The following is a 17,316-nucleotide window of genomic DNA, read 5'->3' on the forward strand; positions in this document are numbered from 1 at the left end:
AGATGAAATCAACAAGGCTTGGCCCAAAGCTAGTTACCCCCCAAAGGCATAGCTGCCGGGAGCCGAAATTAGTCAAGAGGGCTGGTAACACCGCGCTCATGTACGCCTATAACATGGGTGTAAATCATGGTTGTACTGATATCGTTGTGGCCGAGAAGTTCTTGAATATTGCGTATATCAGTACCAGCCCGCAGAAGATTGGTGGCAAACGAATGGCGAAATGTATGGCAACTCGCCTTCTTACGAATATTGAGGGCCGAAACGGCCTTGGCAACGGCCCGCCTAACTTGCTGCTCACCAATATGATGCCGTCGCATCATATCGCTGCGAGGGTCTTGCGATAGAAATCGAGCGGGGAATACATACTGCCAAGCAGTACTCGTCGCTGCTTGTGGGTACTTTTTCGCCAGAGCGAAAGGCAAATAGACATACCCATATCCCTCAGCCAAATCCTGCTGATGTAGAGAAAGCGCATGTGCTATTTGCACCTTGAGGGGCTTAACTAGAGACCGAGGCAGTAGTGTTCTTCGCCATTTCTCACCCTTGGACTCCCGTACTATCAAGCATTGATCACTAAAATCAATGTCCTGTACCCTAAGCCGCACAGCTTCCATAACTCTAAGGCCCGAACCATACATTAATGAAGCAGCAAGCTTATTTGGACCGCTAAGGTGCTCTAATATGGAGGTTGCTTCTTCATGGCTAAAAGTAACAGGCAATCGCTAAAGCGGGATGGTCGCTGGGGTAGCGGAATAGGGATGTCGTCCATTTTTACAGTCCGGGTACTGTATGGATTAACAGTTTAATGAACATTTGACTGGGAGTCATCAGGATTTTCGATCAGTTTGCCCGTTATTTTTGGCCTAGGTCCAGAATGTTTGAAAACCTATTGTATTTCAATGGATTAGGGAGCTCGTATAAAATGGGGATAGTAGTCAAAGTGATCGTTTTTCCATTTGGTACAATGGTCCTGAATCATGAATAACATATTGATGTTACTTGGGTTTTGTGTGTTTTTTCGTTAGATTGATTCCAGGATAGTAATCAGGATAATAGTGATCAGAATGATTACTATATAAATGTTGTACAAACCCGCTGCGCGGGAGTGGTGCCACTTTTAAATTATAAGAGGCATTTTAGAAAATGCATAACCGGGTATTGCAAAATATATTTTCTGCGTACAGTGGTTATTTATCTAAAACTGCGCAACCACTAAAAAATTTAAAGGCTATCTCCTCGATACAAGAATGCCGTACAAAATCGATGGGAAGCAGTTATTATCGTTGTAAGCACAACCATGTCACTGAACAGCATCATTCTTGTAGGCATAGAAGTTGCCCCCTCTGCTCAGGCAGAAAACAGCTCCAGTGGGTTGATCAGCAGCGTCGTAAATTATTTGATACAGATCATTTTCATGTGGTCTTTACTATACCTCATGAGTATCTGCCGATATGGCAATACAACGAGGAGAAGCTTACAGATATACTCTTTTTGTCGAGTAAAGAAACGCTATTTGAATTGATGGCAAGTAAGGACTATCACGGCGTAACCCCCGGGATGCTTATGGCTCTGCATACTTGGGGAAGACAGTTAACTTTACATCCACATATACACTGCCTGATCACCGCTGGCGGTTTGACTTTAAGAGAAAACTGGAAAGAAACAGGTGAGTATTTATTACCTGTGCGAGTGGTTAAGAGTTTTTATAGGGGAAAGTTTCAAGCGCTGTTACTAGAGCAGTATCGTGCTGGGCTAATCAAGCTGCCTCCCAGTTGGCCCATTGGCCAGTTTGATATTCTCTTTAAAGCTTGCTATCGCAAAGAATGGTCAGTTCGTATTCAGGATCGATATGAGCATGGACAAGGCGTTCTGCTGTATTTTTCACGATATATCAAAGGTGGCCCGCTGAAGCCAAAGCAGATATTAAACGTGGATCATAAGGGGCTGGAATTTCGTTATTTTGATCACCGTGACCAGCGACGCAAGCGACTAAGATTAAAGCCTGAAGAGTTCTTAAGACGTGTCTTGCAGCACATACCTCCAATAGGAAAACACATGGTACGGAGTTATGGATTATATGCTGGGTGCAATAAGAAAAAGCACGATCTATGTAGTAATCAAGTGGGTTTAATGAAAGATCAACGACTCCCAGCTGGATTGCAAATCCAAGATCTGGTGGTAGAGTGTGGGCAGTGCCATGAATCTACAAAGTTGACTGGCAGAGTGTGGTCTAAGGCGAAAAAAGGAATTTCCTTTATAAAGGGGGCGGCTCGGCAAGATAGTGCCGGCGGGAATGTACAACATGGCGATGAACCAGACACTGCAGGAATGGGCCTCTTTAGTTCGGCCTAAATTCAATGCCAGATCATTTTTTTTACCGCCTGCAGTGCAGGTTATCTAAGCGTTAAGTATCTTGGAGAGTAAAGCATGAGAATAGCATTAGCTTTAGTCGGATTAATTGTTTCTATTACTGCAAACGCAGATATCAAGAACTATGAAGCCGAAGGTAACTTGGAGTCCAGCAGACCAGTAAACTGCATATCCACCAAAGAGCTGACCACTAAAAACAGCCCGGCTGATATTTATATTGGGGTTAACAAGTGCGTCAACGAGGACGACTTTGACAAAGCAGTTCAGCTTTATTTCATTTCATTGGCTTACGGAAAATACGATACCCTACGTGTTTCAGACAGGTCTGCCCATCAGGCTGTTACTGTTTTGCGCATGAATCACCTAGGCGCACTGAGCGAGGAACAAACAGCAAATTTTCAAGCGGCTTTTAAAAAAGCCGCTGAAAATATGAATGCTGTTTGTAACTCAATTAAAACTCTTGGCAAACCTACTTATTACCCGAAGTACATGATTCAGCACGGCATGGGAGCTTTTACTGGCCAGAAAACAAAGGATGGTTTGGTGGTTGGGTTTGATCCTGACCAAGCATGGAGTGATGTATTAGAAGGTTATGTAAAATGCTCGAAGTAACGATACTTAACAAGGTGGTGTTGTTCGCCACTTCGTGGCTGGGACAGCCTACGCGTTGCTCCGGCTGCCCCAAACCAAGGCGTTATAGGGCCAAGGAATTACAGTGATAAAGCCACTTAATTTACTCTCAGTTCTTATTACCACATCCTTGCTAGTCGCATGTGATGGTGGCTACGAAACACCAGAAGTTAGAACTCCAGAAATGGCTGCTCAAGCAAAAAGCAGTGTAATTACATACCTCGCCAGAAAGAATCTACCTCCAGAAGGGCTAGCTATTTTAAAATCATCAGTGAAACCAGAGCCAAGCTTTAGTTACTTGTATACCGGTAACGATCGCTGCATCGAAATCATAGTTTTATGTTATGGCCAAAACTGTAGTGAAGTTCGATCATACCCGTATGATAGGCATAATGAACAATGTCCCCAATAACAAGCCGCAGCAATCGCTCCCGTTGGTCGCTGGGACAGCCAAAACGCTACGCTAATTTGTCTGCCCTTGTGCGGGGCGCTAAGTTTTATACACAAGTTTTTTTAAGTTTTATTATGTAAATCAATAAGTTACAGTTTAGCCCAGTAAGAACTACAGATTTGGCTGGATTATTATGCAGGACTGGGTCATGGACGAAGTAAAAAATCAGGTTATGGGTGATACACGCTTGAATAAGCGCTTGTCTAATATTCTCAGTAATTTAAGTTCAGACCCAAACAATAGCATTCCTTGTGCAAACAAAACTTGGGCAGAAACGTTTGCAGCTTATCGCTTTATAGAAAATGATAAAGTCAACTTTGACTCTATTATGAGCGGTCATAAATCGGCAACTCTTGAGAGAATCAAAGCGCAGCCTGTTGTTCTTATCCCACAAGATACTACCTTTCTAAATTTTGCCACTGACCTAGAAAGTAAAGAGATGGGAACTCTTAGGCGTAAAGAGACCAACCAACAACTCTTGCACACCTCCATCGCGATAACACCATCCAGAGTTAATTTGGGTGTTGTTGAAGGTAGTATGTGGCAGAGAGATAAGGAATCAAGTTCTAATTCCCGCTATACCAAGTCGATAAAGGATAAGGAGAGTCGACGCTGGCTAGACCATTACGAAACGGCTTGTCAGATACAAGAGCACTGCCCTGAAAGCACAATTGTGAGTATTGCTGATAGAGAGGGTGATATTCATGAGTGGTTTCAGCTGGCTGAAGAGCAAAGTGAACAGCGGCGGGCGAGCTATATCGTTCGAGCTAAGGCCAATCGCACTTTAGAGCTCGATGGAGAAGAAACGGTTTTGCTTTGGGATCATATGAACGAGCAGAAATCTATTGGTCTATACGCGGTAGACATTCCCAAACGGAATGGGGAACCTGGAAGAAAAGCCAAAGTCAGCGTATCCACTACTGAGATACGGCTACTTGGAAAAGGAAAATCTAAACGACCACTTTCTCTCTATGCTGTATTGGCTAAGGAATTAAACCCACCAGAGGGTGAAAAAGGCATTGAGTGGATGCTGTTAACTGATCTTCCAGTTGAAGACTATAAGCAGGCGAGAGTCATCATTGAGTGGTATCGAAGCCGGTGGGAAATTGAAACCTATTTTCGGGTGGTAAAAGGCGGATGCCAGATAGAAAGTAATCGTTTTAGAACAGAGCAGCGAATGTTGAACTGTATTGCGATCTATATGATTATTGGATGGCGACTACATTCGATAACTACACAAGCAAAAAGTCTTCCTGATGAACCATGTACGAGTGCTTACTCTGAAAAAGAATGGCGCATGGTATGGATGATGCGAGATAAAAGTTCCCCACCGAATATACCTCCAAGCATGAGAGATATAACGCGTATGCTGGCAGGTCTAGGAGGATTTCTAGGGCGTAAAGGCGATGGCGAGCCAGGGGTTAAAACTGTTTGGCAAGGATATGCTAAGTTGCTCCATTATGTTGAAGCAGCAGAGGTTTTAAATGGACTTAAATAATGTGTATAAAACACAGGCGGGGCGTTAGGTGGCAATAGCTCATGAGGCGAGTAAGCTTTTCATTCTTACTAGGGCTGGCCCTAGCATTGCTATTCGCAGCAATGAGTTTTCTCACGGATGGGGCTGGGGGGAGTTGGCACAATGTCAGAGACATCTTTATTGGTCCGCCGTTATGGTTGCTACAAAGTGGCTTTCCGGTGTTATCGTCAAAACTAGCAATTGCTCCAGGTAGCCCTTACAGCAGTGCGTCTTTTTTTCTGGCATTCTTCTTAGTATTTTGGTGGTTGGTATGTGCGGCGGGCCTATTTTTACTCCTTCGTCAACCACCTAACAAGCGGTTGTAATCGCCGCGAAAGACGCGGCTGGGACGGCCTACGCTGCGCTCCGGCCGCCCCTAAACCGAGCGTTATTGTGGCGGTCGGTTTTATTGATTTTTCGTGGTAACTGAAGGTTTCGTGCCACTAAATAGCATCTGGTATTGAGCAATTTTACTGATTGCTATTCAGGCAGTTTCGCTCCAAGAGTGTTCGCTCGGGTGTTGTAAAAAGAGGCAGTCCGCTGCAATTTTGCGGATTGCCAGTAAGATAGGAATTGGTTAGGGAAAGTGCGGTATTCTTCCCTCGTAAATATTGGGCAGCGGCCAGCCAAACTATGGCTGGCAAAGTGCTAGTAGTCGGTCCCGAGCGCGCCAGCCATAACTAGGCTAGGCAAGCTCGCCCAACCCCTTCGGGGCTGGGCTGGACAGCCTACGCGTTGCTTCGGCTGCCCTTGCTAGCGGCGTTATACGTAAGTCGAGACCGAGCGATGGAATTAAAGGAATTCCCCATGAGTGAAAATATGAAGCAGTGCCCGTGCTGTGATTATTATTCACTAGCGGAGCGAGGCAAATGCCTAGTATGTCCAGTCTGCTTCTGGGAAGACGACTGTCTTGATCCAGAAAACCCAGATTGGGATGCGGCATCTGACTTAAACGATGATATGAATCTTCGTCAAGCGAGAAGCAATTTCGTAAAGTTCGGAGCCTGGAAGGTTGAGTTTAGCAATGTGGTAATAAGCGCAAAAGAAAGACGCACATTACATGTTACAAAGCGCAACGTATAACAAGGCAATGCAGCATCAGCCACTTCGTGGCTTGGACAGCCTAGCCGTCGCTCGTTTTGTGCATGGCTTCGCCATTTTTGCACAAAACAATCAACAACTAGTCTGCCGCTGATTGCGGCGTTAGGTGTAAGAGCGAGTCACGATGATTCAAGTTAATGATTCATATGGAAAGTTGAGTCGGCCTGATATTAAGGCGCTAGAGAGTGACCTTTCTATAGACTTTCCTCTCGAATATGTTGAGTTTTTACAACAATACAATGGTGGGCGTCCAGTTCCAGATGGAGTCAAGGTCAACGGAGAGCACTTTGACTTTATAGGTCACCTTTACGCGATCCAAAAAGAACTCGTACATGATGACTTGGCAAGAAATATTGAAGAATATAAAGATATGATCCTTGGCCATTACTTACCTTTTGGGGAGAGTCCTGGCGGTGACGTATATTGCTTGTCACTTAAGCCAGAGGAATTTGGAGCTGTCTACCATTGGGACCATGAAGAGGCTAACTATGAGGGTGAGCCCTGGGAATATAATATGACTAGGTTGGCCAAATCTTTTAATCAATTTTTAGCGGAGCTATACGAGTGCTAAAAACACGTAACAAAGCCAAGCACGAATGCCAGCAAAGCTGGCTGGACCTACATTCCGCAGCTTCGCTGCTCCATTTTGGCCCGTGTTGGCGGCGTTATGGCCCTTAAAGGATTATCGTGGATCTATCAAAATCTCTCGAAGAACTACACAAAGAAAAATGGGGCAGGCCTGACTTTGGCTCAAGTCTAGCCGCTGAATGTCGCCGTTTATGGTCAGTTCCTTTAGCGGAACTTTCGGTCGAAAATCTACGCATACTAATTGGTCAAAAAATTGGTTTAAGGTTTCTGGTTCCCGTTGCTCTTGATATTCTTGCAGTAAACCCATTGGCCGAAGGTGACATGTACAAAGGAGATTTACTGGCAAATATTGCTGTTGTGCCTGATAACTTTTGGCAGCAGTATCCAGAGTTCAACAACCAACTCGTAGAAATCAAAAGCGAATTAGAAATAATAATGGGTACAATCACAGAAGAGCTTATTCCACCTTTGAGCTCTCGGGTTTACCAATAAATGAGCCATAACAAGGCGCGCAATGCTCGGCCAACAAGTTGGCCTGGACTGTCACTGCTACGCGGCGCGAGCCCATTCGCTTGGTGTTAAGGGAAGTAAACATGAACAAAGGCTTGTGCCATATATGTGGTCGTCGGATTCAGAACACTGGGTTTGATAAATGTATGTATTGTGGTGTTGAGCTTTTAGAGAATCAGAAATTTACTGAGTCGGAGAAATCTTTAATCGAAGATAAGCGAAAATCTGTAGAGAAAGAATTGCGCAAAAAGAAAGCGGCGCAAACAGGAGTACCATCGTCAACTGATGGTTTCGGTGGTGGCATAGATTTTGGTTTCGGTGACTCAGGCTGCGATTAGTGGAGGCCTTAACAAACACAGGCAGTTTGCTACGGCCCTTCGGGCCTCCGCGGGACGGCTTAATTTGTGCACCTTTTGCGCAGGTCGCTCCGCTCCCATTTTTGCGCAAAACGCGCACAAATTAAGCCGCCCCTGCTGTGGGCGTTAAGCATTACGAGGGATCGAGTGGGAATCCACGAAATAATTACAATGACTTTGCTTTCTACCTGGCCGTCTCTTCTGGTTGCGATAGTCGCCGGATACAGCATCTTAAAGCAAAGCTCGTCCTCCTCCGGGTTGTTTATCATTGGCCTCACCATAATGCTACTGCCTAGCATGTTAGCAATTCCTACAACGGAGTGGCTGTGGGCTACTTACCCTGATTTATTATCTAGCTCACCCACTTACACTGCTATTTCCGTAATGTCTTTTGATTTAGTATATTCCGTAGGGCTGGCTTTGTGTGCCTATGCATTTTATAAGAGAGGCCATCATGCTTAACAAAGCAAGGCAACACCGCCCACTACGTGGGCTGGACCTACATTCCGCGGCTTCGCCGCTACATTTCGGCCGTTGCTTGCGGCGTTAGGTTCCCAAAATGGACGATTTGGAAATAGACAAAGTTATTCTTTCTCAAGCCACCAAAAATTGGAGAAAGATGGCAATGATAATTGGTCTGACACAAAATAAGACAGGGTTAGATGACAACAATTGTGATGCAGAAAGGATCGCAAAAAGAATTTATTACCTTGTTCAGTCTGGTCAGCTTGAATCACAAGGCGAAATTACAAACTGGAGATTTAGCGAGGTTAAGCTTGCATCACCATAGTCACAGAAACCTAACAAGTTGCTCAAGTTCACTCCGACCGCAAAAGGCGCGGCCTCCGCAGGACAGCCTCCACTGCACTTCGGCTGCCCCTTAGCAAGGCGCTAAGTTTTATACACAAGTTTTTTAAGTTTTATTATGTAAATCAATAAGTTACAGTTTAGCCCAGTAAGAACTACAGATTTGGCTGGATAATTATGCAGGACTGGGTCATGGACGAAGTAAAAAATCAGGTTATGGGTGATACACGCTTGAATAAGCGCTTGTCTAATATTCTCAGTAATTTAAGTTCAGACCCAAACAATAGCATTCCTTGTGCAAACAAAACTTGGGCAGAAACGTTTGCAGCTTATCGCTTTATAGAAAATGATAAAGTCAACTTTGACTCTATTATGAGCGGTCATAAATCGGCAACTCTTGAGAGAATCAAAGTGCAGCCTGTTGTTCTTATCCCACAAGATACTACCTTTCTAAATTTTGCCACTGACCTAGAAAGTAAAGAGATGGGAACACTTAGGCGTAAAGAGACCAACCAACAACTCTTGCACACCTCCATCGCGATAACACCATCCAGAGTTAATTTGGGTGTTGTTGAAGGTAGTATGTGGCAGAGAGATAAGGAATCAAGTTCTAATTCCCGCTATACCAAGTCGATAAAGGATAAGGAGAGTCGACGCTGGCTAGACCATTACGAAACGGCTTGTCAGATACAAGAGCACTGCCCTGAAAGCACAATTGTGAGTATTGCTGATAGAGAGGGTGATATTCATGAGTGGTTTCAGCTGGCTGAAGAGCAAAGTGAACAGCGGCGGGCGAGCTATATCGTTCGAGCTAAGGCCAATCGCACTTTAGAGCTCGATGGAGAAGAAACGGTTTTGCTTTGGGATCATATGAATGAGCAGAAATCTGTCGGTCTATACACGGTAGATATTCCCAAACGGAATGGAGAGCCTGGAAGAAAAGCCAAGGTCAACGTATCCACTACTGAGATACGGTTGCTAGGAAAAGGAAGATCTAAACGACCACTTTCTCTCTATGCTGTATTGGCTAAAGAATTAACCCCACCAGAGGGTGAAAAAGGCATTGAGTGGATGCTGTTAACTGATCTTCCAGTTGAAGACTTTAAGCAGGCGAGAGTTATCATTGAGTGGTATCGAAGCCGGTGGGAAATTGAAACCTATTTTCGGGTGGTAAAAGGCGGATGCCAGATAGAAAGTAATCGTTTTAGAACAGAGCAGCGAATGTTGAACTGTATTGCGATCTATATGATTATTGGATGGCGACTACATTCGATAACTACACAAGCAAGAAGTCTTCCTGATGAACCATGTACGAGTGCTTACTCTGAAAAAGAATGGCGCATGGTATGGATGATGCGAGATAAAAGTTCCCCACCGAATATACCTCCAAGCATGAGAGATATAACGCGTATGTTGGCAGGCCTAGGGGGATTTCTAGGACGTAAAGGTGATGGCGAACCAGGGGTTAAAACTGTTTGGCAGGGATATACCAAACTGCTCCATTATATTGAAGCAGCAGAGGCTTTAAATGGGCTTAAATGATGTGTATAAAACACAGGCAAGGCGTTAACTGAATATGTGGAAAGAAAGTGTTCCTAAAAGCCTGTTTCAAGCGCTCAATGATCCAAAAATGGTTGGATATTACAAACTCTCACCACAAGAAGAGTGGTTTCAGCCATACGAGATTGAAGAAGTTGATACAGCTGAAGTCTTAGGTGCATTCGATGGGCGCTCTACTACAAGTGAAGGAATCTTGAGCGGCGCTATTCGCATCTGTAATACAGGCTGCGAGGGGTATCATATTTACGTATTTAGCGGACCTGAAGCTGGAAGTATATGGTCAGATCAGCGCTATCCATTTGGCCGTCTCTCAAAAATTTGCTCGTCCTTAGATGTTTACTTGGCCAATTTGAGCGAGTTTGGAGCAGGGCACATTGCGCAATACGAGGACCTCAGTTAACAAGGCCGGGCAATTTGCTCCGGGCCTTCGGCCCTCCGCGGGACAGCTTACCTTGCGCACCTTTTCCGCGGGTCGCTACGCTCCCATTTTCGCGCAAAACGCGCACAAGTTAAGCTGCCCCTGCCGGCGGCGTTAAATGTACTCGAAGATGAATGGCATTGACCTAAAGCCCGCAGCAATAATGATTACTTTTTGTCTTCTATTTGGATTGGGCATCCAGTACTTCACTGGATTCTACTGGCTAACAGCAATGTTACTGGTAATGATCGCTGTTTTGATTAATGGCCTCATCATCTTCAACGAAGATCTTGATGAAGGAGGGTTCGATCATCAAGTAGGAGTGACTGATACACCTGAAGCCAAAGCTGAACAAAGTAAAGCCAATAAAATCCAAGTGGCAATAATAGTTCTACTTATCATAGGCGCAGTGTGGTCTTACATTTAACAAATCAATTAACTACGCGCCTTCGGCGCCCGACAGCTTACACTCCGCTTCGCTGCGTTTCAGCTGCGGGTTATTGAGGCGTTATTGTGGCGGTCGGTTTTATTGATTTTTCGCGGTAACTGAAGGTTTCGTGCCACTAAATAGCATCTGGTATTGAGCAATTTTACTGATTGCTATTCAGGCAGTTTCGCTCCAAGAGTGTTCGCTCGGGTGTTGTAAAAAAAGGCAGTCCGCTGCAATTTCGCGGATTGCCAGTAAGATAGGAATTGGTTAGGGAAAGTGCGGTATTCTTCCCTCGTAAATATTGGGCAGCGGCCAGCCAAACTATGGCTGGCAAAGTGCTAGTAGTCGGTCCCGAGCGCGCCAGCCATAACCAGGCTAGGCAAGCTCGCCCAACCCCTTCGGGGCTGGGCTGGACAGCCTACGCGTTGCTTCGGCTGCCCTTGCTAGCGACGTTATTGTGGCGGTCATTTTTTAGATGGTTTGTAGTTGCTTCAAGTAACAATCTCTACCTGAACACGCTTCGCCAGAGAGTTCTCCTTCAAACTGGTACCGCAGTTTCGTTCAAGTGCCTTCGTTTAAAGCCAACAAGTTCTGCAAGCCAGCTGCACCATTGTGGAGTGCCAATCAGCTAGTTAACTGGTGGGGAAAGTATGGTATTTTTCCCTGTAAATTTATCGGGCAGTGGCTAGCCAAAGTTGGCTGGCAGAGAGCAAGTAGGTCGTTCAGAGCGCGCCAGCTATAACCAGGCCAGGCAAGATCGCCCAGCCGGAGGCTGGGCTGGACAGCCTACGCTTCGCTTCGGCTGCCCTTGCTGGCAACGTTAGGCTTCCATGAATAAGAAACTACTTTTAGCATTGGCGGCTGTATTTGTTTCGGGAGTTTTCAATGCGGCTATTTATGTTTTGTGGATTTCAGATGGCCATACTGAATTTGGTTTCTTGCTGATAATGTCCATTTTGGGTGGCGGGACTGTTCTGGGATATACGACATTTTGGGGTTTGCCGTGGCATTTCTTACTGGAGCATAAACGTATCGGGAGCTTACCGAAGTACTTGGCAATTGGTGCTATTCCCTCCTTGGTCATCCCAATAGATTATTTTCTTGGTTCACACTACGTAAATATCATAGGGCATGTTGTTTTCATGTGTTATGTGGGGATGGTAGCTGCTACTGTCTTTTGGTGGGCAGTTCGGGGCTATGCCTAACAAGGCATTGCAGCGCGACGTCCAAAGCTGTACGGCTTTTGCGGTCGCTACGCTCATACCCCACAAAAGTCATCCAGCTTAGGGCGCCGCTGAGCGCGGCGTTAGATGCGCAGAGAGAACTGAGAATTCCTAAAGTTTATGGAAGAAAGACTTAGAAAATTATGCCGCGAGTTAAGGAAAATGGACTCGAACGAAGCCTCTGCATGGCTGTTGCGTATCTATCCGGTAACGAACGAAAATTGGGGCGAGGCCATTACGCTTATTCCACACAGGTCATGGAAAAAGAAGGACCAAGTATGCCTGGCGAAGTACTACTTAAGTGAAATACCTTATGCTAGCGCTAGGGGGTATGAGGCCTTCACTTCAATAATGTCAGTTTCAAGCTTTATTGAGGTGGTATCTGAGTTCGTTCCCGTCAAATCAGAAAAACAGGACTTACTTAAGTATTACCTTCCAGCTGTTTTAAAGCAGGCATGCAAGACTGATCGAGATAAAGAACTGGTCGATGCGTTCATAAATATATTGTAGTCATAGCCGGCTATCATCTAACAATCACAGGCAAGGCGACGCAAAAAACGCGCGCTTGCTGTAAGCGTTAAGGCAAACCATGAATAAAGTAATAGGGTTAGCTCTTCTCTTTTTCTCAATCTATGCAAGTGCATGGGAATGCAATAATGAGAATAAGTACAACCAAGAAATCGGAGCGCATGCGGATCTAGCAACAGACATTTTTCTGGGCCAAGTTATTTCTGGTGTTTATGACCCAAACAAAAAATATGGAAATGAAACAAAATTGCAAGTGGCAGTAAACCACTCATTCAAAGGTGCTAAAGAAAAAAGTGTTGCCTTAACTACCGGCTTTGACTCGCTCTTTGAAGGCATAACCTTGGGCGAAAGCTATGTTTTCTTCTTGTTCGGTGACAAAGAGTTAACATTCTGTCGGGAGTTAATTCCTGTTGGCCCTAGAACTCGGAGCCTCGAAGATCTCCAGGAAATGTCCAGCCGGATTGATGTCTATTCGGGAGCTAAGATAAAGCATTTACTTAGCCACTTTGGAAAACTGCCTTAACAAACGCAGGCAGTTTGCTACGGCCCTGCGGGCCTCTGCGGGACGCCCAACGCTGTGCACATATTGTGCTGGTCGCTGCGCTCCCTCTTTAGCACAATATGTGCACAGCATTGGTCGCCCCTGCTGCGGGCGTTATTGTGGCGGTCAGTTTTATTGATTTTTCGTGGTAACTGAAGGCTTAGGCCACTAAATAGCATCCGGCATTGAGCAATTTTGCTGATTGTTATTTAAGTAGTTTCTCTCCTAGAGGGTTCGCTCGGGTGTTGTAAAAAGAGGCAGTCCGCTGCAATTTCGCGGAGTGCCAATAAGATAGGAATTGATTGGGGAAAGTACGGTATTCTTTCCTCGTAAATATTGGGCAGCGGCCAGCCAAGCTGTGGCTGGCAAAGTGCTAGTAAGTAGTCCCGAGTGCGCCAGCCATAACCAGGCTAGGCAAGCTCGCCCAACCCCTTCGGGGCTGGGCTGGACAGCCTACGCGTTGCTTCGGCTGCCCTTGCTAGCAGCGTTAGTTGCAAAAAGGAAGGTCAGATGCGGAATTTACTCGTGTTGATGGTTTTATCTTTTTCAGTCCATATAGGCGCTGATGAGATTAATATTGGCGGAAGAGTATTTGAAACAACGAATAAAATTGACGAACTGGACTGCGAAGGATTTAAGTTGCGAACAATCACAACATCGATTGACCCTAACGTCAAAGAGAACGACTTACCATTTGAAGCGCTTCTAGGCCACAAAACAAAGTCGCATGTCATTTCTCAATACGTGATTTTTGTGGGTGATGCGCTTTCAATTAAGATACCGCCTATTGAGAGTCTCATTTCGAACTATTCGCGTATAGATCCAAAAAGACCCTATCTCGCTTCCCCAGAGTTCTGCCATGGCAATAAGGTGTACATCTCACTTTGGAGCGGTGGTACTTGTAGTACTGTATGCGAAGCTTGGATCGTAGTTGATTTTGATAAATCTGGCGCTGTGACTAACGCGGTTGGATTAACCTTCGCGCAATTTCGTTCGGCAAAGAGCAACTAACAAAACGCTGCACCCGACTCCGACGCTATCGCGCCTCCGCGGGTGAGCTTGGCGTTAAGGTTCCGAATAGAAATGAGGAAATTTATAAGCTTACTGTTTATATTTTTCGGTCCTACAGCTTATGGCGGGGAGTGTCCGGAAAACCCTTTTGATTTAGAGAAAAATTGGGATATTCGAAATCAAGTATTCGTGGCGCAAGTCATGAAGGGAACTTACGCTCCAGAAAACTCTATTGAGACATTTAGCTATGAATTGAGAGTTACAGCTAAGCTAAAAGGGGAAATAGCTGATAATTTTATGCTATACGGCGATTCAAACTCGCTCTCTCTTGAGCTGTCTGGGGAGTACATATTTTTCATGGATGATAAAATGATGAGTTTATGTACGCTAGTATTCCCATTTAGTTTTTCCTGGGCTGAGAGAAATGACATTCGGGAGGCAGTATATGTCCGTAAAGTTATCAAACTTAGTGGGTACCAACCCTAACGAGTACAAGCAGGTTGCTACGGGCCTTTGGCCCTTCGCGGGACGGCCTACGCTACGCTCCAGCCGTCCCTGTTGTAGTCGTTATGCAAGGAGAGTAGAAAAACCATGGACGCAGTAAGCTCAAGTGAAGTTGTACAAACGAATATTCAATCAAAATTTTTAAAAAAGGCTATCGGGTCTACGTTGCTGATCGCGCTTGGAGTAATAATAATGATCGGCAGTTCGCAGGGTGTGATGTTGCCGTTAATTGACAAGCCTGAAATATGGTTTCAACGAAGCGGTGCTATAGCTGTACTTATTGCTGTTTATATCGAATATATCGCGCAACACCAATTGAAAAGTATTTCCGCGTTAGCATACGAGGGTATAAGTTTAAGTAGTTCATATTCAACGTACTTTGATTGGATTTCAAAATCATGCATAGCCTTGGCTATCATCGGCACGGTCATATGGGGATACGGCGACCTTCTGTACCTTGTAGCTGCATAACAAGGCCGGGCAATTTACTCCGGGCCTACGGCCCTCCGTGGGACAGCTTATCTTGTACACGTTTTGCGCAGGTCGCTTCGCTCCCATTTTCGCGCAAATCGCGCAAAAGGTAAGCTGCCCCTGCCGGCAGCGTTATGTGTCCAGGATGAACGATGACTCGTAGGTACTTAACCATACAAGAAGCAAATTCGGCTCTTCGTCGTGGCAAGCTAGTCGAGATTTTTCTAGGTGGGTTTAAGATCGGAGATCAAAAGTGCATTCGCTGGGCTTCATTTGAAGCGTCAAGTACTGGCGTTACTGGAAGCCTCTGGGAAGCGTATGATCAAGGCTCAGATAATTACGTAGACATATATACATTCGACTCCCCGTTAGGGGAGTACGATAAGCCAGTAAGAGTAGTACTTTCCAAAAGTATTGAAGGTGCGGCTGCAGAACTAGGCATTAATAAACACAATTTTGTGAACCAAGGCGTCGTTCAAGATGAATATAGCTCCTACCTTGCATCACAAACATAACAAACAGCAGCACGATCGCCTGCAAAAAGCGCGGGCTGGACTGCCTACGCTTCGCTTCGGCCGCCCGTGTGCTGGGCGTTAAACAGTAATCGTAGATATGAGTAAGAGAAAGGCATTTAGCTTCACGAAGGGTTATACGTTTATATTCGAAGAAGACGGAGCCGTAGTTGAGGCTTGGTTCAGTGCTCTCTCTGGACTTGAGAAAGTATTTGTAAATGGCGAGTTAGTATCTTCTCAAAGAAACTTATCAACTGATTCAACCAATAACTTTTCTATTGGAGAAAATGAATATTCGACAAATCTCAACGTGGTGAGCTTATTGAAGGGTCCGTTTGTATGCACACTAAGTAAAAACGGCAAGGAGTATAAGAGGCAAAAGCTAGTTTTTCCCAAGGCCGAACCATCAAGGAAAGGACTGCCTTTTATTATTAGGCTCTCGTTCTTCATTCTTTTAGGCGCATGCTTTGGCGTTGCCAGTTCTTATTCGCAGCTTTCCAAAGAGTCTATTTACGTGTTTATCGCTCTAATATTCATAGTTGTATTCGCCTATCACTCCAAGAGCTATAAAGGAAAGGGGCCGGTGATTGAGCATGAAGAAATCGTTTAACAAGTGACTATGGTTACTCGTCAAGTTTTTAAGCCATACTTTCATCCCAGTAGGTGTTGTTTTTCACCATTGTATTCAGGATCGTAATCTGCTTTCTCATGCAGGCAACCAGAGCAACCTTTTTAGGTTTGCCAGCGTCGACTAATCGCTTATACATGGGCTTTAGTTTGGGATGATGTTGTATGGCCGACATGATGGAAACAAAAAGAACCGTGCGTACGCGATGCCTTCCACCTCGAATATATCGTTTGCCCTGGAAGTTGCCGCTATCACGGTTCATCGGGGCGATACCGACAAGTGCAGCGATTTCTTTACGGTTCAATTGTCCTAGCTCAGGAAGTTCACTCATTAACGTATAGGCCAATACATTTCCGACCCCTTTGGCACTCAACAATAGGTCACGCCTTTGCCGCCACTCAGACACACTGTTAACCAGTTTATCCAGTTGCTTGTCGATACCTTGTAGCTCTTTCTTGATGGTGTTTAGAATGGTCTGTATAGGTTTGTGTACTGATTTCGGCATTCTCTGAAGTCGATTCTTTTGCATTGTACTCATCTCTAAACACTGACTTCTTACCGCCAGTAAGTCACTGATCTCCCTAAGCTTTTCTGGTTTTAGCACCGACAGCCCTGGCTTCATGGCCTCACCAAAATGTGCAATATCCATTGCATCTAGCTTGTCAGTTTTGGCGAGGCGCCCCGCGGATTTAGCGAAGCTCCTTATCTGCGAAGGATTGCAAACAACAATAGGTAATCCGGCTTTGTCGGCGGCGCAAACAAACTCTAACTCGAGCCTTCCCGTAGACTCTATTAATACTCTTTGAGGTTTAAGAGGTTGTAGTTGTTTAATGGCATCTTTAATGCCATTTTTATCATTGGCAACACTAAAGAACTGGCCAGTAGGTCTCACATAAATATCGAGTTGTTTACTGCTGGTATCGATACCGACATTGATCTCTTGAGGTTCCATAAGATAAGCTATCTCCGCCTTGCTATTCGGGCTCGAGGCCCACATGACTATCCGAGTTATGCCTAGTGAGTGCTTATCACGTTCATACTTGTTATCGGTCTTTTACGAACCAGCCAAGCAGCGAACTGTGATAAACAAGGCCTTCGGTGGCCGCCGAAGGTGGGTCTCAATTTACCCGTTAACGAAAAGGATTTTCAACATCAGAATCG

The 17,316-nt window shown here is 45.1% G+C and carries 21 protein-coding genes; 19 read left to right on the top strand and 2 right to left on the bottom strand.

From position 1 onward, the window contains the following. Positions 1-68: 68 nt before the first annotated feature. Complete coding sequence (locus tag ACJJIN_RS03530) at positions 69-719, bottom strand: integron integrase (RefSeq protein WP_444896908.1); 651 nt, start codon at positions 717-719, stop codon at positions 69-71. A gap of 439 nt (positions 720-1,158) precedes the next feature. Here ACJJIN_RS03530 and ACJJIN_RS03535 point away from each other — a divergent pair, with 439 nt between their 5' ends. The 19 genes from ACJJIN_RS03535 (at position 1,159) to ACJJIN_RS03625 (ending at position 16,137) form a co-directional block, all read left to right on the top strand. After that, positions 1,159-2,352, top strand: coding sequence for an IS91 family transposase (locus ACJJIN_RS03535; RefSeq protein WP_444895881.1), 1,194 nt, complete (start codon positions 1,159-1,161; stop codon positions 2,350-2,352). Positions 2,353-2,427: 75 nt separating this feature from the next. Then, positions 2,428-2,982 carry a hypothetical protein gene (locus tag ACJJIN_RS03540; RefSeq protein ID WP_444896909.1) on the top strand — a complete coding sequence of 185 codons (555 nt, stop codon included), beginning with the start codon at positions 2,428-2,430 and terminating at the stop codon, positions 2,980-2,982. Positions 2,983-3,584: 602 nt separating this feature from the next. Then, on the top strand, positions 3,585-4,949 hold the full coding sequence (locus tag ACJJIN_RS03545; RefSeq protein WP_444896910.1) for an IS4 family transposase: 1,365 nt from the start codon (positions 3,585-3,587) through the stop codon (positions 4,947-4,949). Between the two features lie 837 nt (positions 4,950-5,786). Next, complete coding sequence (locus ACJJIN_RS03550) at positions 5,787-6,050, top strand: CPCC family cysteine-rich protein (protein WP_444898223.1); 264 nt, start codon at positions 5,787-5,789, stop codon at positions 6,048-6,050. A gap of 142 nt (positions 6,051-6,192) precedes the next feature. Further along, complete coding sequence (locus tag ACJJIN_RS03555; protein WP_444896911.1) at positions 6,193-6,639, top strand: SMI1/KNR4 family protein; 447 nt, start codon at positions 6,193-6,195, stop codon at positions 6,637-6,639. A gap of 116 nt (positions 6,640-6,755) precedes the next feature. Continuing rightward, positions 6,756-7,148 (top strand): contact-dependent growth inhibition system immunity protein, encoded by a 393-nt coding sequence (locus ACJJIN_RS03560; RefSeq protein WP_413665435.1) that lies wholly within the window; start codon positions 6,756-6,758, stop codon positions 7,146-7,148. 101 nt (positions 7,149-7,249) lie between these two features. After that, positions 7,250-7,504 (top strand): hypothetical protein, encoded by a 255-nt coding sequence (locus ACJJIN_RS03565; protein ID WP_413665436.1) that lies wholly within the window; start codon positions 7,250-7,252, stop codon positions 7,502-7,504. Positions 7,505-8,081: 577 nt separating this feature from the next. Further along, on the top strand, positions 8,082-8,312 hold the full coding sequence (locus tag ACJJIN_RS03570; RefSeq protein WP_413665429.1) for a DUF3658 domain-containing protein: 231 nt from the start codon (positions 8,082-8,084) through the stop codon (positions 8,310-8,312). Between the two features lie 194 nt (positions 8,313-8,506). Beyond that, positions 8,507-9,871 carry an IS4 family transposase gene (locus ACJJIN_RS03575; RefSeq protein WP_444895875.1) on the top strand — a complete coding sequence of 455 codons (1,365 nt, stop codon included), beginning with the start codon at positions 8,507-8,509 and terminating at the stop codon, positions 9,869-9,871. 34 nt (positions 9,872-9,905) lie between these two features. Then, positions 9,906-10,289 carry a hypothetical protein gene (locus tag ACJJIN_RS03580; RefSeq protein WP_413665430.1) on the top strand — a complete coding sequence of 128 codons (384 nt, stop codon included), beginning with the start codon at positions 9,906-9,908 and terminating at the stop codon, positions 10,287-10,289. A 148-nt stretch (positions 10,290-10,437) separates the two neighbouring features. Continuing rightward, positions 10,438-10,734, top strand: a complete 297-nt coding sequence (locus tag ACJJIN_RS03585; RefSeq protein ID WP_444896912.1) for a hypothetical protein — start codon at positions 10,438-10,440, stop codon at positions 10,732-10,734. 833 nt (positions 10,735-11,567) lie between these two features. After that, a complete protein-coding gene (locus tag ACJJIN_RS03590; protein WP_444896913.1) occupies positions 11,568-11,942 on the top strand; it encodes a hypothetical protein in 375 nt (124 codons plus the stop codon). Positions 11,943-12,080: 138 nt separating this feature from the next. After that, positions 12,081-12,470: a hypothetical protein gene (locus ACJJIN_RS03595; RefSeq protein ID WP_444896914.1), complete on the top strand. Its 390-nt coding sequence runs from the start codon at positions 12,081-12,083 to the stop codon at positions 12,468-12,470. 79 nt (positions 12,471-12,549) lie between these two features. After that, entirely contained in the window at positions 12,550-13,011 is a 462-nt protein-coding gene (locus tag ACJJIN_RS03600; protein ID WP_444896915.1) for a hypothetical protein, read from the top strand. A gap of 528 nt (positions 13,012-13,539) precedes the next feature. Continuing rightward, on the top strand, positions 13,540-14,040 hold the full coding sequence (locus ACJJIN_RS03605; protein WP_444896916.1) for a hypothetical protein: 501 nt from the start codon (positions 13,540-13,542) through the stop codon (positions 14,038-14,040). Positions 14,041-14,112: 72 nt separating this feature from the next. Beyond that, complete coding sequence (locus tag ACJJIN_RS03610) at positions 14,113-14,526, top strand: hypothetical protein (RefSeq protein WP_444896917.1); 414 nt, start codon at positions 14,113-14,115, stop codon at positions 14,524-14,526. Between the two features lie 105 nt (positions 14,527-14,631). Then, positions 14,632-15,015 carry a hypothetical protein gene (locus tag ACJJIN_RS03615; RefSeq protein ID WP_444896918.1) on the top strand — a complete coding sequence of 128 codons (384 nt, stop codon included), beginning with the start codon at positions 14,632-14,634 and terminating at the stop codon, positions 15,013-15,015. A gap of 152 nt (positions 15,016-15,167) precedes the next feature. Beyond that, entirely contained in the window at positions 15,168-15,530 is a 363-nt protein-coding gene (locus tag ACJJIN_RS03620; protein ID WP_444896919.1) for a hypothetical protein, read from the top strand. A gap of 97 nt (positions 15,531-15,627) precedes the next feature. Then, positions 15,628-16,137: a hypothetical protein gene (locus ACJJIN_RS03625; RefSeq protein WP_444896920.1), complete on the top strand. Its 510-nt coding sequence runs from the start codon at positions 15,628-15,630 to the stop codon at positions 16,135-16,137. A 28-nt stretch (positions 16,138-16,165) separates the two neighbouring features. Here ACJJIN_RS03625 and ACJJIN_RS03630 read toward each other — a convergent pair whose 3' ends face one another. Beyond that, positions 16,166-17,107: an IS110 family RNA-guided transposase gene (locus ACJJIN_RS03630; protein ID WP_413662913.1), complete on the bottom strand. Its 942-nt coding sequence runs from the start codon at positions 17,105-17,107 to the stop codon at positions 16,166-16,168. Positions 17,108-17,316: the final 209 nt, after the last annotated feature.

The organism is Microbulbifer maximicatervae (SeqCode) (genome assembly GCF_052467505.1).